Annotated in this window: 16 protein-coding genes; 9 read left to right on the top strand and 7 right to left on the bottom strand. The window is 63.0% G+C overall.

The genetic code is table 11. From position 1 onward, the window contains the following. The first annotated feature begins 176 nt into the window (after nucleotides 1-176). The 7 genes from V5B40_RS19905 to pelG are packed head-to-tail and all read left to right on the top strand — an operon-like array spanning nucleotide 177 to nucleotide 12,844. Nucleotides 177-2,987 carry a bifunctional glycoside hydrolase 114/ polysaccharide deacetylase family protein gene (locus V5B40_RS19905; RefSeq protein ID WP_332356133.1) on the top strand — a complete coding sequence of 937 codons (2,811 nt, stop codon included), beginning with the start codon at nucleotides 177-179 and terminating at the stop codon, nucleotides 2,985-2,987. After that, nucleotides 2,920-7,011: a tetratricopeptide repeat protein gene (locus V5B40_RS19900; protein WP_332356132.1), complete on the top strand. Its 4,092-nt coding sequence runs from the start codon at nucleotides 2,920-2,922 to the stop codon at nucleotides 7,009-7,011. The genes V5B40_RS19905 and V5B40_RS19900 overlap by 68 nt, the downstream gene beginning before the upstream one ends. Nucleotides 7,012-7,059: 48 nt before the next feature. After that, on the top strand, nucleotides 7,060-7,596 hold the full coding sequence (locus V5B40_RS19895) for a penicillin-binding protein activator LpoB (RefSeq protein ID WP_332356131.1): 537 nt from the start codon (nucleotides 7,060-7,062) through the stop codon (nucleotides 7,594-7,596). Between the two features lie 14 nt (nucleotides 7,597-7,610). After that, nucleotides 7,611-8,987: a PelD GGDEF domain-containing protein gene (locus V5B40_RS19890; RefSeq protein WP_332356130.1), complete on the top strand. Its 1,377-nt coding sequence runs from the start codon at nucleotides 7,611-7,613 to the stop codon at nucleotides 8,985-8,987. After that, a complete protein-coding gene (locus V5B40_RS19885; protein WP_332356129.1) occupies nucleotides 8,947-9,945 on the top strand; it encodes a hypothetical protein in 999 nt (332 codons plus the stop codon). The genes V5B40_RS19890 and V5B40_RS19885 overlap by 41 nt, the downstream gene beginning before the upstream one ends. Next, on the top strand, nucleotides 9,942-11,474 hold the full coding sequence (gene pelF / locus V5B40_RS19880; protein WP_332356128.1) for a GT4 family glycosyltransferase PelF: 1,533 nt from the start codon (nucleotides 9,942-9,944) through the stop codon (nucleotides 11,472-11,474). The genes V5B40_RS19885 and pelF overlap by 4 nt, the downstream gene beginning before the upstream one ends. Beyond that, nucleotides 11,474-12,844, top strand: a complete 1,371-nt coding sequence (gene pelG / locus V5B40_RS19875) for an exopolysaccharide Pel transporter PelG (RefSeq protein ID WP_332356127.1) — start codon at nucleotides 11,474-11,476, stop codon at nucleotides 12,842-12,844. The genes pelF and pelG overlap by 1 nt, the downstream gene beginning before the upstream one ends. 54 nt (nucleotides 12,845-12,898) lie before the next feature. On the opposite strand, the gene V5B40_RS19870 is transcribed toward pelG, so the two are convergent. Then, complete coding sequence (locus V5B40_RS19870; RefSeq protein ID WP_332356126.1) at nucleotides 12,899-13,630, bottom strand: transposase; 732 nt, start codon at nucleotides 13,628-13,630, stop codon at nucleotides 12,899-12,901. 437 nt (nucleotides 13,631-14,067) lie between these two features. Here V5B40_RS19870 and V5B40_RS19865 point away from each other — a divergent pair, with 437 nt between their 5' ends. Further along, complete coding sequence (locus V5B40_RS19865; protein ID WP_332356125.1) at nucleotides 14,068-15,345, top strand: HD-GYP domain-containing protein; 1,278 nt, start codon at nucleotides 14,068-14,070, stop codon at nucleotides 15,343-15,345. A gap of 52 nt (nucleotides 15,346-15,397) precedes the next feature. Here V5B40_RS19865 and V5B40_RS19860 read toward each other — a convergent pair whose 3' ends face one another. The 6 genes from V5B40_RS19860 to V5B40_RS19835 all read right to left on the bottom strand — a co-directional run bounded on the left by V5B40_RS19860 (nucleotide 15,398) and on the right by V5B40_RS19835 (nucleotide 25,071). Next, nucleotides 15,398-15,544, bottom strand: a complete 147-nt coding sequence (locus tag V5B40_RS19860) for a hypothetical protein (RefSeq protein ID WP_332356124.1) — start codon at nucleotides 15,542-15,544, stop codon at nucleotides 15,398-15,400. 30 nt (nucleotides 15,545-15,574) lie between these two features. Beyond that, the gene (gene glgX / locus V5B40_RS19855) at nucleotides 15,575-17,701 is read right to left on the bottom strand and encodes a glycogen debranching protein GlgX (RefSeq protein WP_332356123.1); all 2,127 of its coding nucleotides are present in this window, start codon (nucleotides 17,699-17,701) and stop codon (nucleotides 15,575-15,577) included. A gap of 107 nt (nucleotides 17,702-17,808) precedes the next feature. Continuing rightward, nucleotides 17,809-20,703: a putative bifunctional diguanylate cyclase/phosphodiesterase gene (locus V5B40_RS19850; protein ID WP_332356122.1), complete on the bottom strand. Its 2,895-nt coding sequence runs from the start codon at nucleotides 20,701-20,703 to the stop codon at nucleotides 17,809-17,811. Between the two features lie 8 nt (nucleotides 20,704-20,711). Further along, nucleotides 20,712-22,349, bottom strand: coding sequence for a B12-binding domain-containing radical SAM protein (locus tag V5B40_RS19845; RefSeq protein WP_332356121.1), 1,638 nt, complete (start codon nucleotides 22,347-22,349; stop codon nucleotides 20,712-20,714). A gap of 23 nt (nucleotides 22,350-22,372) precedes the next feature. Continuing rightward, nucleotides 22,373-23,683: a patatin-like phospholipase family protein gene (locus tag V5B40_RS19840; protein ID WP_332356120.1), complete on the bottom strand. Its 1,311-nt coding sequence runs from the start codon at nucleotides 23,681-23,683 to the stop codon at nucleotides 22,373-22,375. Between the two features lie 266 nt (nucleotides 23,684-23,949). Then, nucleotides 23,950-25,071, bottom strand: coding sequence for a helix-turn-helix transcriptional regulator (locus V5B40_RS19835; RefSeq protein ID WP_332356119.1), 1,122 nt, complete (start codon nucleotides 25,069-25,071; stop codon nucleotides 23,950-23,952). Between the two features lie 284 nt (nucleotides 25,072-25,355). Between V5B40_RS19835 and V5B40_RS19830 the strand changes: the two genes are divergently transcribed. Continuing rightward, nucleotides 25,356-25,967, top strand: coding sequence for a cohesin domain-containing protein (locus V5B40_RS19830; RefSeq protein ID WP_332356118.1), 612 nt, complete (start codon nucleotides 25,356-25,358; stop codon nucleotides 25,965-25,967). The last annotated feature ends 109 nt before the right edge of the window (nucleotides 25,968-26,076 follow it).

Raw genomic sequence — 26,076 nt, 5'->3', positions numbered from 1 at the left:
GTTTGGGTGACCCGTAGTGGGGGATTTGGCAATGAGCAACGGGGCCGAATGACAAATATTGGCCTGCGGTGGCCGTCAAAACCGGGGAAATGAGCAGCAGGGACGCCCGGCTGTTTTTCCAGCGGCAGAAAGGCCTTGTCGAGACGCGGCATGATGGCCATGGGTGGTGAGCTGCGATGCGTGAGTATGTAAGTGAAACAAATACTTGTACTGCTTGCCTTGGGCGGCTGCTGCTTCGTTGCGCGCTTTCTGCGTGTCTGTTCGGGTGGCTGGCCTGCGCACAGGCCGCATCCCCGTCGGTCGCGCTGCACTATGGTGCCGACGCGCCGCTGGAAGAACTCAAGGCCTTTGATATCGTCGTCGTCGAAGCGGATCACGGTTTTGACCCGAAGCGCTACAAGAAGCCCTATAGCGAACTGTATGCCTACATCGCCATTGGCGAAGTGCAGCCCTCGCGCGCCTATGCAGCGGCGATTCCGGCCGAACACTTGTTGACCACCAATACCGACTGGGGGTCGAAGGTCATTGACCTGAGCTGGCCGGAACTGCCGACTTTCGTCGCCGAGGCGATCGTCGGCCCGCTCTGGGAGAAAGGCTACCGCGGTTTTTTCCTCGACACGCTTGATTCCTACCGCCTGGCCAGCGGGATCGACGAAGCGGCGCAACAAAGAGGTCTGATTGCCGTCATCGAGACCCTGCACCAGCGCTTTCCGGGTATTCGCCTGATTCTCAACCGTGGTTTCGAGATCGTGCCGGCCGTCCGCGACAAGATCAGCATGGTCGCCGCCGAATCTCTCTTCCGGAGCTGGAACGCGGCTGAGCGCCGCTACGTGGAAGTGCCTGCCAGTGACCGCGAGTGGCTGCTTGGCCAGCTGCGTCGCGTGCGTGACGAGTTCGGCGTCCCGGTGCTGGCCATCGACTACCTGCCGCCCCAGGCACGGGGCCAGATGCGCGAAACGGCTGCGCGCATTCGTGCCCTCGGCATCGAGCCCTGGGTCACCGACGGGCAGGTCAGCACGCTCGGCATCGGGAGCCGGGAAATCATGCCACGACGCATCCTGATGCTCTACGACGGCAGCCCCGGAGCGCTGTTGATCAATCACCCAGCGCTGCGTTTTGGCGCCATGCCGATCCAGCACATGGGCTATGCGATCGACTTCCACGACTTGCGCAAGCCGCTGCCTGCCGGCCCGCTGGCCGCGCGTTATGCCGGCATCGTGAGCTGGGCCGAAGCGCCGCTGGCGCACGGCCGCCAGGTGGCCGACTGGCTGCAGCAACAGATCGAGCAGGGCCTGCGAGTGGCCATTTTCGGCAGCTTCCCCTTTGCTGCAGAAGGCCGGCTGGCGCAGCGCCTGGGCCTGAAATCCGTGGCGGTATCCGGAACTGCCGGCCGCCTGACGGTGCTCAGCCAGGACGCGATGATGGCTTTCGAGGCCGCCCCGCAAGCCGACCGTCGCAACCTGACTCCCTTGCAGTTGGCTGACAGCCAGGGCCGCTCCCTGCTGCAACTGGCCGACGCTCAGGGACAAACTTTCGATGCTGCCGCACTGACCCGCTGGGGAGGCTATGTCCTTTACCCCTTCGCTGCTATGGACTTGCCAAACACCGAGCAATCACGCTGGATCATCGACCCCTTTGCCTTCCTGCAGCAGGCGCTGGCCCTGCCCGCGCTGCCCCTGCCGGATACCACGACCGAGAACGGCCGTCGCCTGATGTTCATCCACATCGACGGCGACGGCTATCCTTCACGCGCCGAGTTGCCGGGCACACCACTGGCCGGCGAAGCACTGCTGACGCAAGTGCTGCAACGCTACCGGCTGCCGACGACGATGTCGGTGATCGAAGGCGAGGTCGCTCCGGGCGGACTCTACCCGGCCCTTTCTGCCGAGATGGAGGCGATCGCCCGACGCACTTTTGCGCTGCCCTACATCGAGATTGCCAGCCACAGCCTTTCGCATCCTTTTGACTGGGATCGCGCCGAGCAGGCGGCGCCGAAGAAAAAGGATGAGGAGAGCTACCATCTCGAGATTCCCGGCTACGAGATGAATCTGGAGAGGGAAATCGTTGGTTCGGTCGACTACATCCGCAAGCATCTTGCGCCGCCCGGGAAAGCAGTTGAAATCATGCTGTGGAGCGGTGATGCCGCGCCACAGGCGGAGGCTTTGCGCATTGCCGAAAACGCCGGCCTGCTGAACATGAACGGCGGCAATACCATCATCACCCGCTCTTTTCCGAGCCTGACCGCCGTCTCCCCGCTCGGCTATGCCATCGACGGCATTTTCCAGACTTTCGCCCCGGTGATGAACGAGAACGTCTACACCAATCTTTGGCACGGCCCCTTTTATGGCTTCGAGCGGGTCATCGAGACGTTCCAGATGACCGAATCGCCGCGACGACTGAAGCCGATCGATATCTACTATCACACCTTCTCGGCCAGCAAGCGGGCGTCGCTGAATGCGCTGTACAAGGTCTACGACTGGTCGCTGGCACAGTCGCCCAACCTGATCCACGCCTCCGACTTCATCCGCAAGGCCCTTGATTTCGAGACCATGGTCCTGGCCCGGGAAGAGGGCGGCTGGCGCATCCGCGGCAACGGCGAGTTGCGCACGCTGCGCGCGCCGCTGACGATGGGTTATCCGGACCGCGCCGCTTCCGGCGGGGTTGCCGGCTATCGCGCCGGCAAGGAGGGCAACTACATTCACCTGGCCAGTGGCGACACCTGGCTGCGCTTTGCTGCCAGCCAGTCCAGTGCCGTTTATCTTGCCGATGCCAACGCCCGCCTGACTGACTGGCAGGTACAGAAAGCTGGCTTGCGTTTCTCGCTCAAGGGGCATCAGGCGATCGAGTTTTCGCTGGCCAACGCCAGCCACTGCAGCGTGCTCGCCAATGGGCGCCCACTGCGGCCGCGGAAGAGCTCCGGTGGCGTTCAATCCTTCCGTGTCGGCGATGCTGCTGCAACGATCGAAACTCGCTGCCGCGAGCGTTGAGCGCCCGCGCCTGGCGCCGCCGTGGTCGATCACGCTGCTTGGCGTGCTCGTGCTAGGCGTGCTGGTGGCCATCTATCCGCACAAGGCACTGGTCAATCGCATCATCGAAGCGCCGCCGAATGCCGTCACCGAAGCCTATCTGGTCAATCTGCTGCGCACCGATCCCGGCAATCCACAACTCGGCCTCATGCTCGCCCGCCACCGCCTGAGCAGCAGCCTCTATGAGCAGCTGGAGCAAACGCTGGCCAGGCTGCTCCAGTCACCCGACAAGGAAATTCGCCTGGAAGCCAGCTGGCTGAGATGGCGCGCAGCGGAGCAACGCTTTTCCCGCCTGCAGCCGGGGACAGCGCAATACACGGACAACAAGGCGCGACTGCGTGCCTGGCTGCACACTCTGGCGGTCCTCGACTGGCCCGAGCACATGACGATCGAGATTGCCCGGCGGGCTTTCCTGTTCGGTGATGCCGAGCTTGGCATCGAATTGTTTCAGCGCCTCTCGGGCAGCGCTGCGGGGCGTTCTGCCGACTGGTATGCAGAGGCCGCACAGGTAGCCCTGGCGGGGGGTGAATATTTTGCGGCGGGCAAGTTCTTCCTGATCGCGGCGCGGCGTAGCAGTGAGCCCGCCGAACAAAGCCGTTTGTTCATGGATGGCATGCTTGCGCTCCAGTCCGGCGGCCAGGTGCAGGAGGCGCTGGCCCTGCTTGAAGAAGAGCTGGCGCTAAGGCCGTCCCTGGGTGAAAGCAGGCAGGTGCTGGAACTGCTGGTGCACTTTGCCGGCGATTCCCGGCTGGGCATCGAGTTGCTGCAGCGCATCTCGGTAAGCGGGCAGGGACGTTCGACCGACTGGCACGCCGCCGCCGCAGCCGCAGCCCTGGCGGGCGGCGAATACCTCGCCGCCGGCAAGTTTTTCCTGAGCGCAGCGCGGCGCAGCAATGAGCCCGCCGAACAACGCCGTTTCTTCCTTGATGCCATGCTCGTGCTGCAATCCGGCGACCAGGTGAAGGAGGCGCTGGCGCTCGCTGAAGAGGCGCTGGTCGTGATGCCGCCGCTGGCTGAAAGCACTCGCGTTCTGGAGCTGCTGGTGCGCTTTGCGCGCTCGGTCAGGCGCCCGGATCTGGCCGACAAATATGCCCGCAAGCTCCTCCGCCTGTCACTGCTGCGACAGTTGAAACAGGAGGCGCTGGCGCGGGCCTACGCCATCCGCTGGCAAACCGTCGGTGAACAGAGCGGCCCGCAGCTGCCTTTCGACGACGGCATCTACACCCTCGGCTTCGAAGCTTTCCTCGACAACCGCAAGCTCGAGGATGCCTGGCAGGTGGCCGCTTCGGCGGTGCGCCAGGCGCCCGACAATCTGCTCTGGCGCGAGCGGCTGGCGCAAGTTTCCGAATGGACCGGGCGCCCGGCGATGGCGCTTACCCACTGGCTGTATCTGGCGCGCACCAAGTCCGGCGACGAAGCCTGGCAGGCCATCCTGCGGCTGGCACCCGGGCTGTTTGACGACCAGGCCTTGCTGCTCGCGCTCGAACATCAGCTGCGCCAGAAACCCGGCGATCGGGCGCTGATCGTGGAGCTGGTGGCGACCTTCGAACGTCTGGGCCAGCCCAGGGAAGCGATGCGCTTTCTCGAGCAGGAATACCGCCGGCACAAACAGCCGCAGCTGCTGCTGAGCATGGCCGAACTGGCCGAACGGATGGGGGAAGATGAAAAGGCGCTGGCGCTCTGGCAAGACTTCATGGCCACGAACGCTTTGAGTGCGGTGCAGGCGGTCCACGTCGCGACGCTTTACCTGCTACGCGGCGAGCAGGCCAGCGCACTGGCAATTCTTGAAAGCGTTGCCGCTGCCGACGCTGGCGACGCTGGCGGTGCTGCCGGTGCTGCCGGTGCTGGCTATTGGCGATTGCGCGCCAGCCTCGCCGCGCAGCTCGGTGACGACAAGAAGGCCGCCACCGCCTATCGCCACCTGCTGGCTGGCAAAGAAGCGCTGGCCGTCGATCACGAGAATCTGGCCCGACTGCTGCTTGACGAGTACGCGCTCGAAGCCGCGCGCGTCAGCAGTGACGGCTGGTTACGCTTCCGTGACTCGCAGCTGCTGCTGCAGGCGCTCGGCCTCTATGCGACGGCGGCGCGCTGGCCGGACATGGGCAGGCTGATCAGCAGCCTGTCGGCCGAAGAATCCGCCCAACTTCGCCAACAGGCCAGCTTCCTCCGTCTTTCCGCCCAGTACCTGATGGCGACCGGTCAACGCCGCCTCGCGCTGGCCGACCTGGATGCCGCTTTGGCGCTGGCAGCGGACGACGCGGACGTCCAGCAGGCATTGCTCTGGCTCCTCATCGAGAGCGGGGAAGGGAAGCGCCTGCGCAAGATCATGGCCGCCCACGAACGCCATTGGCAGCCTGATCCGGCGATGCACGAGGTGCTGGCTGCCGCCAATCTCGCACTGTCGCTGCCGGATGTTGCGCTGCGCCGCTACCTGACCCCCCGGCTCGCCGCCCACCGCGACGACTTCCTGTGGCTCATGAACTATGCCGATGCGCTTGAGCAGAATCAGGACGTCGATCGTGCCTGGCGCCTGCGCAAGCACTTGTTGCTCGATGACAGGATGCGCCAGCGGCAGCAGCTGGCTGGCGAACAGTTGCCGAGTGCGATGGCCGCGCTGCGCCAGGCGGCGCGCACAAGACTGCGGATGCTGGCCGAGCCCGGTGACCCGGCCTATGCCATGCTGCGCGAAATGCTCAGGCTTGATCGTTCTGCCGAGGGCGAGTTGTCGCCGTCCGCGCGCGATGTGGCTTTCGGCTGGCTGCTCGAAGCGGAGCAGTTCGACGCGGCGCGTGGCTGGCTCTGGCAACAGTATGCAAAAACGGCGGCACGGCCACTATGGGGGGAAATGCGCCTGGCCCTGGAGTCCGGCGACCGGGCGCTGGCCGGCGAGTTGCTGGATGAGTTTGCGCCGCTCATTCCACGCTACGACCGCATCGAGGCCGCAGGCCTGGCCGGCGACCTGCGGCTGGCGCAGAGCGAAGCTTTCGACGCGCAAACCGAGTTGCCGGCAGATGACCCCTTGCACCTGCAGCTGAGCGAGGCACTGCTGGCCCACTCGCATCAGCTGGGGGGCAAAGTCTGGCAGAACGATATCGGCACGGTTGATGAACGAAATACCGGTGTTCGCGCGCACATTGCCCTTTCGCCACGCCTGTCGATGGATTTCGCGATGGGGAAAATCGTGCGCCACAACCTGGATCCCGCAAGCATGGGGGAAACTCCGGATGAGAGCGACTTCAGCGCGCGCATGCTATGGCTGCAGAAGGAAGGCAAAACGACGTTCAGTGCTGCCGAGCGGGACAGCTTCGCGAAGTACCATCCCGTGCTCGTCGCGCACGAGCAGAATCTCGGTAATCGACTGACCAGCTCCTTGGCGCTCGGTCACGAACAGCCGGCCAACGAGTCGACCGCGCTGCGCGTCGGCGGCATGAGGGATTTGGCCTCGCTATTGCTGGCCTACCAACTGACCCGCTTCGACCGCTTCAGCGTCGAACGCAGCTACGATCGTTTCTATGCCCAGACCGGTGCCAAGGTGGGCAGCGGCAATGTCTGGCAATTCGAGTACGGCCATGCCTTGCGCAGCGAGCGACGCAGCCTGGAGGCCAGCGCCTTCTGGTCGCAGCACCGCTACAGCCAGAAATCCTACGTCAACGATCCGCAACTGGCGCCGCTCTTCCCGGCGGGGGAGTATAGCCCGTCGAGCGTTGGCGCCTTCTTCGTTCCGACCGGATTCGAGTTCAAGGGAATCCGCCTGTCGACGGACCGGAATTTCGAAGAAGACTACACCCGTGCCTGGCGCCCCTATGCCAGCGGTGCCCGCACCTGGCACAGTGACGAAGGGCCGGGCTACGACCTGGCCACCGGTATTGCGGGCAGCGTCTTCGGTGCCGATCACCTCCATTTCGGCTGGCGCCTGAGCCGCGGTGGCGCCAACACCGACGGACTGGTGCGAGAATTCGGCCTCAACTATCGCCTGCACTTCTAGAAAGAACGAATTGAACACATTGAACCGCTTGACCACAGGAGACGCCCCATGAAACGCATCGTCCAAGGCTTTGCCGCACTGGCAGCGATTCTGCTGCTCGTGGCTTGCAGCACGCTCGACAGCAGCGAGCCACCCGCCGTCAGCAGGCAGGCAGCGTGGGTGTTGCTGCCTTTCGCCAACCTCACCGAAACACCGCTGGCGGGCAGTCGGGCAGAGGCCGTGGCCGAGGGCGTGCTGCGCGCGCAGGGCATCGCCAGGCTGCGCCGCTACCCGGCGGCCTTGCAGCAGGAAGCGCTTTTTGAAGCGGGTGATCGCCGGCAGGCCGAGGCGGCGCTGGACTGGGCGCGGGCGGAAGGGGCGCGTTACGCGCTTTCCGGCAGCGTCGAAGAGTGGCGCTACAAAGTCGGTGTCGACGGCGAGCCGGCCGTGGGCATCGCGGTGGCGATCATCGACGTGGCGAGCGGGGAAACCCTGTGGAGCGGTGTCGGGGCCAAGGCCGGCTGGAGTCGGGATTCGCTGGCCGCCGTTGCCCAGCAGTTGCTGCGCAAGCTGATCGGCGATGGCCTTTCGGCGCGCAAGGACTGAGCGGAGGACGCACTTTGGCCGTCAAGGATAGCCTGCTCCGCCACCTCGGCCCTTTCGGCAAGCCCTGGGCGGTCGCCGGAGAAACCGCGATACTGCCCTTGCTGGCAGTCGCCATCGGTATCTGGGTCAATCCGCTCGATCCGCTGTGGATCAACGCCAGTTTTCCGTGGGTGTGGTTCGCTCCGGTCATTCTTGCCATGCGCTACGGTCCCTTTCCCGGCCTGGGAGGGGCGGCTGTGCTGCTGCTCGCCTGGCTGGCCTTCAACGCCTCCGGCTGGGTCGTCGGTGAGTTCCCGAAACTGAATTACCTCGGTGGCCTGATCCTGGTCATGCTTGCCGGCGAGTTTTCCAGCGTCTGGCTGGCACGTGCCCGGCGTGCCGAGGGCGTCCAGGCCTACCTCGACCAGAGGCTGGAATACCTGACCCACCAGTACTACCTGCTGCGCCTGTCGCACGACCGTCTTGAGCAGGATCTGATTGGCCGCCCGATGGCCATGCGTGATGCGCTGGCCAGCTTGCAGTCGCTGATTCGTGAGCAAGGCGCTGCCGCCGCCTCGCCCCTGCCCGGTGCGCAGGGCTTGTTGCGCCTGCTGGCACAATACTGCCAACTGGAAATCGCCACCATCCATGCGGCAAGCGACGGGGAAATCACGGCCGAGCCGGTGGCGACAATCGGCCAGGGTCAGAACAATGGCCAACTCGATGCCGACGATCCTCTGCTCCGCGAGGCCATCGAGGCAGGCACGCTGTCGCACCTGGCCGCCGCGCTGGCCGCCGGTCGCTCGCCCGGCAGCTATGCCATAGCCGTACCCATGATCACTTCTGATGAGCAACTGATCGGCGTGCTGGCCGTTGAGCGCGTCCCTTTCTTCGCGCTCAGCGAAGAAATGTTGCAGACCCTGAACCTGCTCGTCAGCTACTACGTCGATGGGCTCGACGAGCGCAAACTGGCGGCCGAGATCCAAAGCGAATTCCCGGCCTGCCCTGACGATTTTGCCGCCGAGCTGCAGCGCCTGTGGCGTGTCCGGCAGGGCTCGCTGAGCGGCAGCATCATCACCGTTCTCGAATTCCTGCCGCGCCCGGAGCTCGACTATCTGGCTCTGCAGATCGGCCGCCAGCGTCGTGCCCTGGACGTCAGCTGGCTTATCGACTCGCCGCAACGAAAAGTGCTGGTGACCCTGATGCCCCTGGCCGGTGCCGCGGCGGCAGAAGGTTATATCGCCCGCATCGAGGAGTGGGTTCGCCAAAAGAGCGGCTGCACGCTGAGCGAGGCCGGTGTTTTCCCGCACCTCCTGCCGATCGATGAAACAGCACCGCTGCCGCTGCTTGAGCAGCTGTTCGAAGTCTGCAATGTTCCAGCCGAAGCTCGCTCTCGCCGCGCTGACGCTTGAGGCGGCCGCCTGGGCCGCCTTGCTGCTGGGCAGCAGCAGCGATGCTGCGCTGCTCGCCTATCTTGGCGCGCATGCTGCCGCCAGCTTCCTGCTGGCCCGTGTGGCGATCGTCTTCCTGCCCGCCAGCGGCAAGCGAGTACCCGTCCTGCTGCTTCTTGCCGGGACCGGCTTCGCCGTCCCCATCCTCGGTTTTGTTGCCGTCATCCTCGGCGTTCTAATGCTTCATTCCCTGCCGCCAGCCAAAGCTGAAAGCCTTTTCGCGGCGCTGTCCCTGCCGGAACTGGACTCCCGCCAGCGCGCCGGCAAGGGTTTCCGTCAGGCCGGCATGCGCTCTTTCATCAGTAATGAACGCGCCCCCGTGGCGGCCCGCCAGCGCGCACTTGTCGCCCTCCAGGAAGTCCCCGGGCACATCGCCTCGCCGCTCTTGCGGGGCGTGCTCACGGATGCCTCCGAGGATATCCGCCTGCTCGCCTACGGCATGCTCGACAGCAAGGAGAAGGTGATCAACGACGACATCCACCGCGCCTCGCAAAGCTATCAGACGGCAGCTGCAGGTAGCGCTGCCCGCGGGGAGGCCGCCGCACGCCTCGCCGACCTCTATTGGGAGCTTGTCTATCAGGAACTGGCACAGGGGGATCTGCGCACACACGCCCTGCGGGAGTCGCTGCGCTTCACGCGCATGGCTCTCGCCGCAGCGGCCGAATCAGCAGATGACGCCGCCCTGCATCTGCGCCACGGCCGCCTCTTGCAGGCCCTGAGCCAGCCGGAGGAAGCCCGCCTGGCCTACGCCCGGGCGCTGGCGCTGGGTATGCCGAAAACCCGTATCGTGCCGTATCTGGCGGAAGTGGCTTTCGCCACCGGGGACTACGACGAGGTGCGCGCCCTGATGGGCGATCTCGACAACTGGCAGTCCCTGCCGCGCCTGCAGCCAGTGATCGCCTACTGGAGCCGGACATGACTTTCCCGCAGGCTCGCGAGGCCGACATCGCGCTGCTTCTCGAGGGAACCTTTCCCTATGTCAGCGGCGGGGTGTCGAGCTGGGTCGACCAGATCATCCGTGCCTTCCCGGAACTGCGCTTTGCCATCGTCTTCATCGGCAGCCGTCGGGAAGACTACGAAGACATGAAATACTCCCTGCCGGACAACGTCGTTCATCTCGAGGCCCACTACCTGTATGACTTCGTCGCCCATGCTGAAAAGCCGAAACCCCGTCGCGGCAGCGCAAATGCCTTCGCCCGTGCCGACCGGCTTCACGATGCATTCCTGCGCGACGACGCAGCGGCTGGCGCCTGCGCTGCATTCAGCGAACTCATTCGCGAGCTGATGCCCGGCGGCCGCCTGCCGGAAGCTGATTTTCTGCATGGCGAGGAGGCCTGGCGCATCATCAGCGACCGCTATCGCAAGAACTGCACCGATCCCTCTTTCGTCGATTACTTCTGGACCGTGCGCATGATGCATGCCCCGCTCTGGAAGCTCGCCCGTGTCGCCCATGAGCTGATCCCGGTGCAGGCTTTCCATGCCGTCTCCACGGGTTATGCCGGGCTGCTCGGCAGCATGCTTCGGCAGACGCGACAGCGGCCGCTGATCCTCTCCGAACATGGCATCTACACCAAGGAACGGAAGATCGACCTGTTCAAGAGCGAGTGGATTCGCGACAACCGGAACATCTTCCAGCGCGACCCGACCGAACTCTCCTACTTCCGCCAGATGTGGATCCGCTTTTTCGAGTGGCTGGGACGACTCTGCTACGACTCGGCCGATCCGATCATCGCGCTTTACGAAACCAACAGGTTGCGCCAGGTTGCCGACGGAGCGCTGGCTGAAAGGACCTGCAACGTCCCCAACGGTATCAGTCTGCAGCGTTTCGCACCGCTGCGCGCCCTACGGCCGGAAACGCCGCCGCCGGTACTGTGCCTGATCGGGCGCGTGGTGCCGATCAAGGACGTGAAGACGTTCATCCGCGCCATGCGCCGGGTGGCGAACCGGATGCCGGCCGCGGAAGGCTGGATCGCCGGGCCGCAGGACGAAGATCCCGCCTACGCCGAAGAGTGCCGCCATCTCGTTGCCAGTCTGGGCCTTGCCGACAAGGTGAAGTTCCTCGGTTTCCAGAAGGTCGAGGACCTCCTGCCGAAGATCGGCCTGACCATTCTCTCGTCGATCAGCGAAGCGCTGCCCCTGGTCATCCTTGAAGGCTACGCCGCCGGCGTTCCCACCGTCTCCACCGACGTCGGCTCATGCCGGCAACTGATCGAAGGGCTGGACGGCGACGACCGCGCGCTTGGCGTTTCAGGCGCTGTCGTCAATATCGCCGAGCCGCAGGCGCTGGCCGACGCCGCCCTCGAGTTGCTCGGCGACCCGGAGGCCTGGGCGGCCGCGAGCCGGGCAGGAATCGCCCGTGTCGAGCGCTATTACACCGACGATCTCATGTTCGGCGCCTATCGCCGCATCTATGAGCAGGCGCTGGCAGGTGCAGGGGCGGAGGACTGATGGCGGGCATCGGCTTCGAACTGCGCAAGCTGCTGAAGAAAGACACGCTGCTCGGCCTGCTGCAGGCCTACACTTTTGCCGGCATCATCGGCTCCGGCCCCTGGGTGCTGTCCATTCTCGGCATCCTGATCATCGGCCTGCTGAGCAGCACGGTGGTCGTGCCTTCGTTCCTGGTGACCCAGTTCCAGACCTCGGTGACTTACCTGATCGCCACCAGCCTGATCCTGACCGGTGGTTTGCAGCTGGGCTTCACGCGCTTCGTCTCCGATCGCCTGTTCGAAAACAGGGACGCCATCATCGCCCCGAACCTCAACGGGGTGCTGCTGCTGATCATCCTCGTCGCCTCGGCCGTCAGCATCATCGGCATGTTCGTACTGCTGCCCGGAACCGGGGTCATTTATCGCATCCTGATGCTCGCCGCTTTCGTCCTGATGTGCGCCATCTGGATCATGACCATTTTCCTGTCCGGCATGAAGCGCTACAAGGCCATCGTCGCGCTGTTCGCCATTGGCTATGCGATCACCGTCTCGCTGGCGCTGCTGTTGCGCTCTTTCGGGCTGGAAGGGCTGATGGCCGGATTCGTCATCGGTCACTGTGTTCTGCTCGCCGGCATGTGGGTTGTGACCATTGGCGAGTTTCGTCCGCGGGAGCTGGTTGCCTTCGATTTCGCCAAACGCGGGGCGATGTTTTCCAGCCTGCTCAGCATCGGTTTCCTCTACAACCTTGGCATCTGGGCCGACAAGTTCATGTTCTGGTTCTTCCCGGACACCTCGGAACCGATCATCGGCGCCCTGCGCGCTTCGCTGATCTACGACCTGCCGGTCTTTCTCGCCTACCTGTCGATCATACCCGGCATGGCGGTATTCATGTTGCGTATCGAGACCGATTTCGTCGAGTACTACGACAAGTTCTACGGTGCCGTACGCAGCGGCGGCTCGCTGGAATACATCGAGGACATGCGCGACGAAATGGTCTATTCGATCAAGCAGGGCCTGGCCGAAATCGGCAAGATCCAGACGCTCGCCGTGCTCGTCACTTTCGTCGTCGGGCCGCTCCTGCTGAAGTCTCTCGACATTTCCGAGCTTTACCTGCCGTTGCTCTACATTCAGGTCATCGGCGCCAGCCTGCAGGTGGTGCTGCTGTCGGTGCTCAACATCTTCTTCTATCTCGATCAGCGCCGCATCATTCTGCTGCTCTGTGCCGAATTCCTGCTGCTGAACATCCTGCTCACCGGGGTCTCGCTATGGTGGGGAGCGGCGCTCTACGGCTACGGCTTCGCCCTCTCCGTACTCGTCACCCTGGCCACAGCCCTGGCACTCCTCGACCGCCGCCTGAGCCGGCTGGAGTACGAAACTTTCATGCTGCAATGATTGGTCCCTGCGTGAGGGCATGCGAAATGGAAAAAGAGGAAAAAGGGGCCAGGCTCACATATCAAGTGACTTCTGGTCCTGTGGTCCTGTTTCTTCAAGCATTGCCTTCCGCGGCCGACCCCGCGGGCGAATTTCGCGCCGCTGTCCAGTGGCCCGTTCGATGCTGTCGATAAACCGAGCATCCCCGAGCGGCTGTCCCTGATCCAAGGCCATGCGGATGTCGCTGATTGCCTCGGTATCCAGTTCCGGGCGGAACAAGGACCGATAGTTCACCAGCCGGTCAGCCTCGTTTGCGCCCAGACTGGAATACACCGCATGCGGAGTCAGCAATGAGTCACTCTGCCCCAGTCCGTTCGTCCGATAACTACTCCAGCGATAGTGCGCCGGGTCATCGACCATCGCTGCGCGCACGGGGTTGAGTTCGATATAGCGCTGACAAAGGAGTAGATAGCAATCGGCCTGCACCAGAGAAGACTTGTAGCGGCTGTCCCACAAGGTGCCGGTGCGACGGTACGACTTGTTGATGTACTGCACGTAGCGCCGGCCCAGCGAAATCATCAGCCGGGGGACAGCCTCGGATTCCGGCGGAGACAGCAAGAGGTGCACGTGGTTGGTCATCTGGACGTAGGCGTGCAGCGCGCAACCGGTGGCTTGGCACGCCTCGCCCAGCCATTCGCGGTAGGCGAGGTAGTCTTCCTCCGCGAAGAAGCAGGCGTCGCGGTTATGTCCCCGCTGAACGACGTGCAGGGGAAAACCTGGGAGATGAATGCGGGGACGACGGGGCACGTCGTTGAGGATAGCAGGCTCTTCCAGTTAAATCGAGCCTGGCCCCTTTGCCCTTCTTCCTTTGCCCTTTTTTGCCCTTTGGCCCCTTTGCCCTCTTTGCCCTTGTTCTTTGCCCTTGTTTGCCGTTGCTTTGCCGTTGCTTTGCCGTTGTTGAACTCATCGATGCCAGCGATGAGGCTGAGGATTTCAGGAGTGATCTGGACGGTGCTGGAGCGGATCATGGTGTCCAATACGACATCCATTTACACCCGTTTCGATGGGCGGTGCGCGCGCACTCAACTGTGCTGTCAGCCATGATCTTTGCCTACCCCCGCTGCGATGGGTGACTCGCCAATGCTGATGTAGAATCACCCCTTTTGCCGTTGCGGCTAGAAGTCGCCAAACCGGTCCAGACGTCCTACACCGCCCGAAAGCTGCCGAGGAACAAATAGACTCTGATGGCCGAAGAAAGCAACGACGAACACTACCTCAAGGCGGCGACCGCGCTCGGCGACTCGCAAAAGGTGCTTGCCCACCAGGCGATCTATTCCAGCAACGGTATCAAGCTGGTCGAGCGTGGCCTGCGGGTCGACAGCGGGCTGTTTGAACGGCTGATCAATCACCGCTTGCAGGTGCCCATTGACGAGAGCCTCACCGCGGAGAAGGCGCTTACGCTGGAAGAGTTGCGCGATCAGGCTGAAGCTCTGATCGCGGAGCAGGCTTTCTATGGGCGGCTTGCAGCCGCGCTCAGCGATCGTGTCACCTTGCTCGGCGCCATTGGTAGCATTGCGCTGCCGAAGGCGATGGCCTTCAGGTTGACCGTCGCCCGTGATCGCGGCGGCGCCCTCTTCGAGCACAGCCTGCAGGTGGCGCTGATTGCACTATACCTTGGCATACGCCAGGAGCTTGAGGTGTCCGACCTGCGGGCCCTGGCGGCAGCCGCGCTGATGCACGACATAGGCATGCTGCATGTGGATCCGGAAATGTTGCAGGCCGACCACCGGCTCGATGCCGCCGAGCGGCGACAGCTGCACGCGCATCCGCTCACGGCGATGATGATCGTCAGGCAGCAACCCGAATACCCGCAGGCGGTCGCCAGAGCGATTCTCGAGCACCACGAACGACACGACGGTAGCGGTTATCCGCGCGGACTCAAGGGCGCCGAGATCAGCGTCATGGGACGCATCCTGCTGCTCGCTGAAGTGGTCGCTGCCGTTCTCGACAAGAAGATTCATGCCCCCGAGCAACGCTTGTCGCTGATCCTGCGTTTGAACCACAGCAAGTTCGATGCGCAGATGTCCAGCGTGATCTTGAAACTGTTGGCACAAGAGACCGTCGACGAGACGGATACCGAACAGGACAGCCGCAACGCGGCGCGGATCAAAAGCCTCGGCGACGACTTCGATGAATGGAGCAAGGCTCGTTCAGAGATGAGGCACTATGCTGCTGGCGCGCCGGTCGTCGGGGCTTTTCTGACGGATCGCGTGGCGACGCTGGAGCGTTCGCTGGCCGACGCCGGTCTGCACCCGGATCAGCTCAAATCGGTGTGCGCTGACATCCGTGACCAGCCAAGCGAGGTACGTGAACTGGCCATGCTGGCGCGTGAAGCGGGCTGGCAGTTGAAGGGGATCATCCAGGATGTTTTCTACCGTTTTCCCACTCTGGAGACAACGGAGGCGCCCGGCGAAGTGGCCATCCGGGACTGGCTTCTGCAGCTGAGTGGGCGCTTGCAGTAAGGCGGCGGCGATCCGTCAGTCGGCGCAGCTTTCTTTCAGCGGACCTTGCCAGTCAGGCCGGGCACGCTTTCTCGGACTTCTGCCCGGCGACCTGCTCGGTGGCCTGGCGAAATTCGCCGGCCACCGCTGCGTCAAGTTCGCCTGCAAGGGTGATCCATGTCTCGCGGCCCTTCATTTCTACACCGCTGTAGAAGGTCATGTTTACTGACGCCAAGGATTGGTCTGTGGGTCAGGCTTGCGGGCGCGGGCGCCCGACGAGGATCACCACCGCGCGTCCGCCAACCAGGAAGCTTCGCAGCTTCTCCTGCAGAGGTATTTCCTGGCCCGGTTCCTGAATGTCGTCAGGAGCCGGCAGGCTGGTGTTGGCGAACAGGTGCCAGTGATAGTCGGTGGGCAGTTCCGGCAATTCGAAGGGCAGGGCATCCCAGAAACTGTTGATCGCCATGTAGAGCACTGGCGTGGCATTTCCTCCTTGTCCGGCCTGCCGTTCCCGGAGCATGAAGGCCAGGGCGCGCGAGTCTGCCGACCAGTCCGCTTTCCATGCCTGTGTACCGTGCCAGATGATATCGGCCGGCGAGCGGCGGGTGCCAAAAAATTCGCCGGTGCGCAGCAGCGGGTGAGCCTTGCGCAAGGCGATCATCTTGCGGGTGAAGTCGAACAGATCGCTGTTGCGTTCGCGCAGCGTCCAGTCGAGCCAGTTCAACTCGTTGTCATGGCAGTAGGTGTTGTTGTTGCCGCGCTGCGTGCGGCCCAGTTCATCGCCCATCAGGATCATTGGTATGCCGTGGCTCATCAGCAGGATGGCCAGGGCATTCCTGATCATGCGCTGGCGCAGGGCATTGACCTGTACATCGTCGGTTTCGCCTTCAACGCCACAATTCCAGCTATGGTTGCTGTTACCCCCGTCGCGATTCCCTTCGCCGTTGGCTTCGTTGTGCTTGTCGTTGTAGGCGAACAGATCGTAGAGCGTGAACCCGTCGTGGCAGGTGATGAAGTTGATCGATGCCGTCGGCCCGCGTTCATTCCAGCCGTAGAGATCCGGTGAGCCCTGGATGCGCTCGGCCACAACTCGCACCATGCCGTCGTCCCCTTTCAGGAAGCGGCGAATGTCGTCGCGGTACTTGCCGTTCCACTCGGCCCAGCGTCCGTAGGCCGGGAAGGAGGCGACCTGATAGAGGCCGCCGGCGTTCCAGGCTTGAGCAATCAGCTTGCAGTTGGCGAGCACCGGGTCGAAGGCCAGGCTTTCGAGCAGTGGCGGGTTAGGCAGGGGTGCGCCGCTGGGGGCACGGCCGAGAATCGAGGCCAGATCGAAGCGGAAGCCGTCGATGTGGTATTCGGCCGCCCAGTAGCGCAGGCAGTCGAGAACCATGTTGCGCACCACCGGGCTGTTGCAATTGAGGGTATTGCCGCCGCCGCTGAAGTTGTAGTAGTAGCCTTCCGGCGTCAGCATGTAGAAGGTCTGGTTGTCGATGCCCCGGAAGGAGAGTGTCGGACCGTTCTCGTTACCTTCGGCGGTGTGGTTGACAACCACGTCGAGCATGACTTCGATGCCGTTGCGATGCAACTCCTTGACCAGGTTCTTGAACTCGTCCACCTCCATGCCGAAGGGGCCCGTGGCGGCGAAGCCAGCCTTGGGTGCGAAGAAGCCGATCGTGCTGTAGCCCCAGTAGTTGAACATCATTTCGCCGGTGAGCGGCTCGGTGCGGCTGTTCTCGAATTCGTCGAACTCGAAGATCGGCATCAGTTCGACGCAGCTCACCCCCAGTTCCTTCAGGTAGGGGATCTTCGCCGCGATGCCGGCATAGGTGCCGGGGTGCTTGACGCTGGCCGACGAGTGGGCGGTGAAACTGCGCGTATGCAGTTCGTAAATCACCAGATCGGCGAGTGGCGTTTCCAGAGGACGGTCGTCTTCCCAGTCGAAGTCCTCGAAGATCAGGCGCGCACGTTGCGGGTAGATGTTGTTCCAGTCGGGTGGCGTGCCCCAGACCGTCCGTCCGCCGATCGCCCTGGCGTAGGGATCGAGGAGTATTTTCGAACGGTCGAAGCGGTGTCCGGCTCCCGGATCCCAAGGGCCGTCCATGCGATAGCCGTACTCGATACGCTCGCAGTCGAGATCGAAGACGACCATGCACCAGACCTTGCCAATGCGAAAGGTGTCCGGGAAGGGGATTTCCACGCATGGCTCCGGCGCGCCTTTCTCGAAGAGCACCAGGGTGCACGCGGTGGCGTGGCCGGAGCTGATCGAAAAGTTGACGCCGCCAGGTACCAGGGTGCTGCCGAAGGGATAAGTGCGCCCGGGACGAAGTTTGTAAGCGCCGTGCTGGTGTGTCGGATGGAAGTCAATACGGGTATCCATGTCACCCTTTCAAAAAAAATCCGCAACGGTCATTATTGCGGCGCGGTCGGGTGTTTATTTTTGTCTTTCGGAGCGTAATCGTTCTGCTGGCGAAGGAATCTGGCTCATTATCCGCTGGTGTGCGAAGGCAGGGCGATGTGGCCGCGACGCAGGAGTGCTTCCATCTCGTCTGTCGGCAGCGGGTAACTGAACAGATAACCTTGCAGTTTCGGGCATTGCGCATGCTGCAGGAAGTCGAACTGTTCTATGGTTTCGACACCTTCGGCAATGACCTCCAGACCGAGGCTGCGGGCCATGGCGATTATCGCGGTGGTGATCCCTGCATCGTCGGCATCCTGCGGCAGGCCGCGGATGAAACTGTGATCGATCTTCAGCGTGCCGATCGGGAAGCGCTTGATGTACGACAGCGATGAGTAGCCGGTGCCGAAATCGTCGATCGAGAAGTGCACCCCCATGGCACGCAGGCGAAACAGCCCCTCGATTCGTTCGGCCTTCGGATCCATCAGAATGCTTTCCGTCAACTCCAGTTCGAGTCGGTCGGCAGGGATGCCCGTGGCGACGACGGCCGCCTCGACGCTGTCCAGGAAATCCGCTGCGCCAAGCTGGCGTGCCGAGACGTTTACCGCCACCCGCGGTACCGAAACGCCACGCTGCTGCCATTCCCGCACCTGGCCGCAAGCAGCATTGAGAACCCACTCGCCAAGCGGGATAATCAGGCCGCTTTCCTCGGCCACGGGGATGAACCGTGCCGGCGATACCAGGCCATGCTGCGGATGCTGCCAGCGCATCAGTGCTTCCATTCCGACGATCGCCCCATCGTCGGCGCGCACCTGCGGCTGGTAGAAGAGACGAAACTCTCCGCGTTCGAGGCCTTTGCGAATATCGCCTTCCAGAGCCAGGTGTGCAGTTGTTCGCGTCGTCAGGGTTCGCTCATACAACTGCCAGTTGTTTCGCCCTTGCTCCTTCGCGTAATACATCGCGGTATCCGCGTGCTTGAGCAGGGTCACGGCATCGAGGCCGTCGTCGGGGAAGAGGGCGATGCCGATGCTCGACGTGACCGCGACCTCCTGTTCGCCGATCAGGGCCGGCAGTGCCAGCAGCGTCTGTATTCGCCGGGCGACCACGCAGGCGGTTTCGGCGCTGTCGACATCGGGCAGAACGACGGTGAACTCGTCACCGCCGAGGCGTGCGAAGTGCAGGCTGGATTCGTCCAGCGCCGGCCGCGCAATGAAGGCCCCGGCGCGCAGCTTTTCCTGCAAGCGGTCGGCGATGGTCTGCAGCAGGCAGTCACCAGCGCTGTGGCCGAGGGTGTCATTGATGCGTTTGAAGCCGTCGAGATCGAGAAACAGCAGCGCCATCCGACGATTCGTGCGGCGTGCGCGCAGCAATTCGCGGTCAAGGCGTTCGAGAAAACTCTGACGGTTGGGTAGGCCAGTCAGCGTGTCGAAGTAGGCCAGGCGCCGGATTTTTTCCTCGTTGTGCCTCTGGAGGGTGATGTCGCGTACGACGATGACCACTTTGTTGGGTCCGTTTGGCGCGATACGCGCCTCGTAGTGGTGGATGTTTCCCTCTAGCGGCAACTCGAGGAACACCGATTGCAGATCGTCTCGTTGCAGTGCCTGTTCGACGCCCCGCTGGATGATGCTCGCCGTTTCGCTGGGCAGAACCGCGGCCACGTTGGCGCCGAGCAGTTCGCTCCCGGTGACGAAGAATCGCGTCGCGTAAGGTTGCTTGTAGTCGAGGCAGATTCCCTGGCGGTCGACGACCAGAATCAAATCCGGCGTCGCCCACATGATCGCCGCCTGTCGTTCCTCGAGTTCGTGCAGTTCGCGGTGCTCGTCGCGCAGCCGGATGATCAGTGCCGCGAGCCAGAAAGCGGCTTGAAACAGGCTGCCGATCGGAAACGCGAAGGCCGCCAGGCGGCTGACTTCGACGCCGCTACCGATGACCGAAAAAGCTTGCACCCCGCCCCCGAGCAGAGTCGCGCCGAGCCCCAGGGTGAACAGGCGGAGCGAGGCATCGCCCGTGAACACGCTCCTGACAAGCAGCACCATGGTGGCCACGGCAAGGACGAAGAGAACGGCAGCGCCGGCACGGTAACCGGCCGCGTGCCATGCCGAACCGAGGAAGAAGATGGCGCTGAGCAGGACGGAGCCGGCAACCGCGGCGCGTACCTTGCCGCGAAGCTGCAGGAATTCCAGTGCCGCGAAGCCAATTCCGAGGACCACGCCCGCCACCGAGATCGCCTGCAGGGTCGGGAAGTACTGCGGGCCAGGCCAGAACGGCACGAAAGCCGAGCCGATACCGAAGTTCTGCACTAGCCAGACCTCCAGCGCGATGCAGTAAGCGGCGTAGGCCAGTGCGACGCGGCTACCTGCGTAGGCGCCGAAGCCGACGGCGACGACAATCATCATCAGCAGGATGCCGCTGTAGGCCCCCAAGCCAACCCACAGCACGGTGTTGTCACGCACGAAGCTGCTCTCGTTGGCGAGCATGATCCAGGGACGAATGGCTTTGTAGTCCTGCACGATGGCCGTGATTACCGCGCCTTCCGGCAAGGCGGGAAGGCGCGCATAGGGGAATGGGCTGACGATGTCACGGTGGCCAAAAGGCAGGCCGCGACCGGAAATCGACAACCAGGGGCAAGCATTGACGTCGGTGGCGACGACGATGAAGAACTCGGCAATCGGTTCCTGCAGGTAGACGATCGGTGATCCGTTAGCCCACTGATGGCGCTCGATGGCTATCTGGAAAGCGCGCGCTGGCTTGGTAAGCGACAGGTCTGGCAAGGACAGTTTTTTACAACCCGCGCGCGGCCTCGTCACCGAATCGCGCAGCTGGGTCAGCCAACGGCGCGCATCGTCCGACTGCCCGGGACCTTTTGGGGCATCCCACAAGGGCGTCAGTCCGGTCGACACGGTAGCGGCTTTCGGCGCCGTCCACGGCAGCACGAAGGCTAGCAAGATCAAAAACATCAGGCATTTGCAGAGGCGCTTGGTCATCGCACGCGTTATCCTGTCGTCTCCTGGCATGCAGGCGTCCTGTCTTCGGAGAGGCCAGGAAGCTGCGCGTGTTCGAGCATTGCGATCGCATTATAGGGGGGAATCGTCGTCACTTCGATCCTGGTCGCGGCTCTGTTCTGCGGCAGCAGGCTGGCGGCATCGTCAATCAGTTCAGCGTGCAGTTCGCCATCGGGGTCGGTGACGCACAGCGGCTCGAAATGTCCGCGGTAAGCTTCGGGGATCCAGATCCGGGGACGGTAGAGCGACCCCAGCGGTTCGGAACTGGCAAGGTAGCTGCGGCAGCCTTCCCGGCCGGGCCGAATGCCGTCGCGACCATTGCTGCCGCAACGCGGGTAGCTCATGGCCCAGGCATTTCCCAGGCCGCTCAGCAGCCCCCATTTGGAGAGCGTCTTACGATAGCGGCGAAAGAACTGCCACGCGTGCGTCGCCAGCTTGCGTTTTGAAATCAGGCCCTTGTCCATGCGCGCGGCAAAAGCAACGGCTTTCTCGATGGCGTCCTCGGGGTGACAGACGAGCGATCGCCCATCCATGTCGCGCAGGCGGACGTTGGGTAGAAACTGGCCTTCCTGCAGGCGGCGGCTGAACAGCGGCGTGCCCAGCAGCGGGATGGCAAAACCGAGGAAGCTTGGCAGGGTGATGCGCGGGTTGGCGACGATGAAGTCGGTTTCCGCGAGCAGGTCGTCGATCCTTTGCTCCACCAGATCAAAGATCAGGCCGTAGTGGAAGACCAGACCGGCTTCCAGGCAGGAGCGGATGATTTCCTCCTGCGGCAGCACCAGATTCTGTTTTTTGTTGAAAGCGCTGATTTGCGCGCGGCTGAACGATTCGACGCCGCTAAAAAAACCGATGCAGCCCGCCGCGCGCGCCAGCGACAGGTTGTCGGTGTTGGTGAAGAAATCGGCAGTCACCAGCGCTGCCCAGCCGCCGAATTTCCTTTGCTCGTACAGCTCCTTGAGGAGTGCCATGCGCGCCTTGAAGTGGGCGCGCGGACCACCGAAGAAGTTCTGATCGAGGAACATGATGCACTGACGGTAGCCAAGCGCCTCGATCTGCCGGCGCACATTGTCCAGGTCGTAGCTCATGAATTCGCGGCCTTCCGCGGTCATGGAGCAAAAGTTGCAACGGAAGTTGCAGTTGCGCGAGGCCTCCGCGTAGCCGATGATGCGACTCCCGGGTAACAGATCGTGACGCGGGATGGGCCTCTCGGCCGCGTGCCCCGGGCCAAAGACCGCATCGACCACCGCGACCACCTGCTCGACATCGTCAGTGCATACGTAATCGAAATAGCGGCGGCCGAGCTTCGGCAGCATCCGCGCCAATGGACCGCCCATGGCGACGACAATGCCCGGATTGACCGTTCGGGCGTAGGCCGTGACCTGCTTCATGCGGTCGAAGGCCGGGTTGAGGCCGGTCAATACCAACAGCTCGGCCCATTGCAGGGCGCCAAGATCCTCGAAAGGACCGTTACGAAACTCGCAGGCGAGGCGAATATCGACGCGGGCGGGGTCCAGCATTCCGGCCAGCATCGCCGGCGCGATGGACTGCGGCATGATCCACGGGGTTCCGCGCGCGCTGCGATGGTTGTCGGAATAGCAGTTGAGAATCAGGATTCGTGGATTGGGCATATGCCGGGCTCGGTCCGCTGTTGTCAAGCCGACAGCGCGGCCCAGGCGGATTTGGCGTTGCTATACCAGCGATGGCCAATTTCACACAGGTGATCCGTATTCGGCAAAGGGGGCGAAGGCGAATCCGAAGACGGTGACGCCCAGATACCGCAACCCCGGATAGGTTGATTGTGCCATTCATCCCGCAACCATCCCTCGCCTAGCCGCTTGATCAAGTCGACGTCCTCTTGCCGGCGCGACGCGATATCCATTTCGGAGATGCGGCGAAACTCTTCGACCGTCCAGCCGGCGGGAACGCTCCACTGGCCCGTCGCTGGATCGATAACCGGCTGAATCACCGGATTCATGCGCACAATTGCGGTGTCGGTGTAGGGACAACAGGAGACGTCAGCCGGCAAGCCGCCGTCGAGCATGAGGTGGGCAATGAAAGTGTGCGCATCCGGAGGATCGGCGATGATCGTCTTGCCCACCTTGACCAACTCCGGCAGGAAGCCGGTGCTGGCGCGCGACCGACACAGGGCATCCGGGATCCCCTCGCTGCCGCATTCGGGGAGAAAAACCGTGCTCGTGCCCAGCGACAGGACGCCGATATCGCAGCGCGGCACACCCATGGCGATGGCTTCGACAACCCCTGCCAGCACCGGATTGTTGTAGCCGGTCATGGCCCCGTCCCAAAAGCGGCAACCATCGAATTCCGCGGGTTTGTCGAACCAGTTGATCGGTGCCGTACTCGAGGCATGCGCCGCTTCCGCCAGCGTCGCGCGCTGCTGCCGATGCGGGAAACTGGCCGCGGGGCTGCTGACATCGCTACGCATCATGCGCGCCCGGTCGCGGTCGAAGTCGTAAGTCACAAAAAGGAAGGACATGGATCTGCCCGGTTCGTCGCGCTGTTCCTGCAGGGACGCGATACTGTCATTGAGAATGCCGTGCAGGTTCTGCAGCGATGTGCGGCCCATCACGGGCAGGATGCGGTGCAGGAAGGCCAGCTTGCCGTCGGTAGAAAAGCGATGGCCCACCGGGCTCGAGGGTGAAAAAATGCCGGTCATCAACTGCAATAGACTCCGGTACCAGGGCAGGCGTCCAAAAAGTGCGTGGCGATTGACAGGGTTGTCGAACAACTCGAAGATTTCGCGCGGCGAGTAACCCTCGATCAATGCCGCAGCGACGATCGCCCCGCCCGAGCACGCCGACACCAGATCGAAATGGCTGAGCACCTGATGTCCATCCTCGCCCGGGAAAAGATCATCAAGCACCTTTGCCTGAATCAAGGCAAAGGTACCGCCACCATCGAGCGATAATATGCGGAAGGGCTTTTTGCCGGGCCTGGCTTCCATCGGCAAGGCGTCTGTCGGCGAGGCTTCCAAAGTGGTACCGAGCTTCCTTTTTCTTGTTTTGCGATTTCAAGCAAATGATATTATGCGGCAAACTGCCCCGGATGGGTTAGGTACGGGCTCGTTTTACGGGGTTCACGCTTGCCGGGTCGCGTTGAGACAGGGGGCGCGGAGGCCCCTGGCAGGATGTCCGGGGCCAGGCGCAGGCTGTGCGGCCAGGGGAACTCATGCCGCTGCGGCTGGCAGGCATCCCACAGCGGTCGTGGCCGTCAGGTCATCGGATCGTTTGCCGAAGGGCTGGCGCCGCTTGCGTTCGCCAGCTTGCTGACCAGCTTTTCGTAGCCGTTCACCCCGGCCCGACGGTAGATGTCCTTCACATAGTCGCGCACCGTGTGCGGCGAGAGCGCCAGGATTTCGGCAATTTGACGTGGCTCATAGCGTTTGAGCAGGAGGATCGCCACGCGCTTTTGCTGCGGCGAGAGATGCAGCCCGAAAACCTCGCCGCGCACCGCGTTGTTGACCTCGAGCTTCTCCAGGGTGACGGCGAACTCGCGGCGCTGTTCGTTTTCGGCAATCCGCAGCCGTTGCCCCAGACGTTCGAAAGCGGGCGTGGGTGGCACCCGACTGGCATGTTCCAGGCCGATGATGCTTGCCGGATCGACGCGCCGGGTGCTGACGACGTAGACCTCGCTGCCGCAACGCCAGATACGCGATGCATCGGTGCGTCCAGGCAGAATCTGCGCCTCGTTCTCGGGCAAGGCTTCGAGAATTCGTTGTGCTTCAACACTCAGCGCCTGAATCTTACCGTCACGGGTAAGCACCAGGACCGCCGCGGGCCGCTGTTGATCGCGTTGGCGCTGCAGCGACAGATAGTCGATAGCGGTCGCGGCATGGCCCACGAACCATTGAAACAGCAACATCTCGCGCTGGTCGAAATCGCGTTGGCGGCGTTGCCGATGCACCGAGAAAACGCCCAGTGGCACGCCGTTCAACTGCGGAATCACGGCCAGTGCGTGGAAGTAGGGAACGCGATTCATGAACTCGCCAAACTCGCCGCGGACGGTTCTGCCGATATCGGTAACGTCCGAAAGTCGCACCACGGTGTCCGGGTTCTGGAGTGCCGGTTGCCAGATAACGTAGGGGTCGAGTGTCTGGTAATGCGCCAGGTAGTCGCGCATCTCGTGCGGATCGCAATCATGCGTATAACCCTGGCACAAGGCGCCGCCTACCGGGTCAATAGGCATGAACACGGCTGACGAAAACGGCAGCAGTTGGCGCAACGCGTCAAACCACTGGGGCAGCAAGGTCAGTGGGTCACGAATCGGCTGATGCCGGCTGTAGATGGTGTCGACTAGCGCACGCAGACTGCTGTCGAGCCTGTCTGTCGTCATTTCCCCTCCACCGGCGATGCTATCACCCTGGCGGCCTTGCCGGATAGCCCCCCACAATTGGGGGGATTTACGCTGCTCGCGGAATCGGCTAGCGTCTGTGGGCAGCTGTTGGATTTATTGCGCTGTACTGTGCTCCCGGACCGGTACTGCGCAGAGGGTATGCTTCGGGCGCAATGACTGGCGGTCACGATCGGGATTTCTCGCACGGGAGCGTGCTGCGTCGAGGGTGGCAGTTTTTCGCGGGGGAGGAAGCGGTTATGAAGGGCGTACTTTCAGGTGGGTTGATGATCCGCTGCCTCGTTGTCGGTCTCCTTTGCTTTTCCGGAGCGGCTTCGGGCTATACGTTGAGTTTCTCGCCCGCCGCGCAGAGCATCGCGCTCGGTGGCTCCGCCACGGTGGAAGTTCGCATCGCGGGCATCCTGCCGGGCCCGCCGGGCAGCTATGACGGCCTCGGCGACTACGATTTCGAAGTCGTCTACGATCCGGCGATCATCGCCTACAACCACGCCAGCGATGCCTTTTCTCTCGGCTTCGCCATCGGCCTGGGGGTAGACAACTCGCAGGCAGGTCGGCTGAAAGTCAGCGACTTCTCGCTCGAATTTCCCGACGATCTCCTCGCGCTGCAGAGCGACGCCATGCTGCTGTTCAGCCTCGCCTTCGACAGCCTTGCTCCCGGTACCAGCGCACTACTATTCGAGAATATCACCCTCGGCGACGTCCTCGGCGGGCGCCGCACGGCAACTGCGACCGCTGGCAGTCTTACCGTCCTCGACGCGCCGATCCCCGAACCCGGCACGCTCGCGCTGCTCGTCGGCGTCGGCCTGATTGCCCTCGGTGGGTGTCGCCGCTCAGATTGCCAGCATTTCCTTGCGAAACGGTCGCCTCAGCAGGCGTGACATCCGCCGGAGTTCCAGGCACAACAGACAGCACAGACTGTCCCGCAATAAGCAGCAAGCCAGGTTAGGAACCTGGCCTTGAGTCGAGGCCGCTTTTTACCGCCTCAAA

It is taken from the genome of Candidatus Accumulibacter meliphilus (genome assembly GCF_036625345.1).
In the GTDB taxonomy this organism is placed as follows: Bacteria; Pseudomonadota; Gammaproteobacteria; order Burkholderiales; family Rhodocyclaceae; genus Accumulibacter; species Accumulibacter meliphilus.
The sequence above is the reverse complement of the archived record's forward strand: the minus strand, read 5'-3'. Positions and strand labels throughout refer to the sequence as shown.